Annotated in this window: 1 protein-coding gene and 1 pseudogene; one reads left to right on the top strand and one right to left on the bottom strand. The window is 46.3% G+C overall.

The features are described 5' to 3' along the window. Window positions 1–473: plastocyanin/azurin family copper-binding protein (locus tag A3751_RS17880; RefSeq protein ID WP_231876928.1), on the top strand; the 473-nt coding region annotated here is incomplete at its 5' end. 122 nt (window positions 474–595) lie between these two features. Here the strand turns inward: A3751_RS17880 and A3751_RS23080 are convergent. Continuing rightward, window positions 596–876: pseudogene (locus A3751_RS23080) on the bottom strand (Na(+)/H(+) antiporter subunit D); the annotation flags it as partial.

Genomic DNA, 876 nt, shown 5'->3' with positions numbered 1-876 from the left:
GTAATGAGCATATGCACAAGAACTCACATTCATCGATGCATGAAAGTATGCATGGCGGAGATCATGGTATGCATGGTGGTCATGGGCATCATATGGAAAGCATTGCTGGTTCACCTGGAAAAGAAAGCGAGGTAGACAGAACGATTGAGGTCACGGCCAATGACTCGATGAAGTTTATTCACGAGCCTCTTGAGATCAAAGATAGCGAGACCGTCAAATTCGTAATCACCAATACTGGCGATACGGTACATGAGTTTTCCATTGCAACTAAAGATGAGCATATGGAGCATGGAAAAATGATGATGAAAAACCCGGACATGCATCATGGCCCAGGCGGCCCGTCTATCACTATAAAACCAGGCGAGACGGAAGAGTTGATATGGCGGTTTGAAGAAGCTTGGCAAGTTGAGGTAGCTTGCAATATGCCGGGGCATTATGAGGCTGGTATGCATAGCCCGGTGACGTTTAAGTAGCAAATGACATTACCAAAGTGTGCATACGATGACGCTTCGAGCGTCATACTTTTTTGCATCAAAAGCACAGCCGAACAATGCGCTGCGCTTTTGATGAGCAAGTCTACGATGAAAGGTATTTCTTACCGAACGTAATAGAGTACAAGATAACCGACCAGCAACACAGCCACCCATACAACCATTGTTTCGGTAGGCCATAGTTTCGCGAAATACCCCTTTGGTTTTCCTGTCTGCGAATCGTACGAGCTGGCTACAAGGCTTTTCAAGCTATTGATCGCCGAGTTTTCGCTTGCGACATATGCATTATAAACAGAGCGTGCGCCACGTTGAATGACACTTGGCGCCAGCTTTCGATATACCCAGTCAAAATCAAGATTAGTCGAGCGAAGCTCGGGTGGGTACA

The organism is Oleiphilus sp. HI0080 (genome assembly GCF_001635135.1).
The sequence above is the reverse complement of the archived record's forward strand: the minus strand, read 5'-3'. Positions and strand labels throughout refer to the sequence as shown.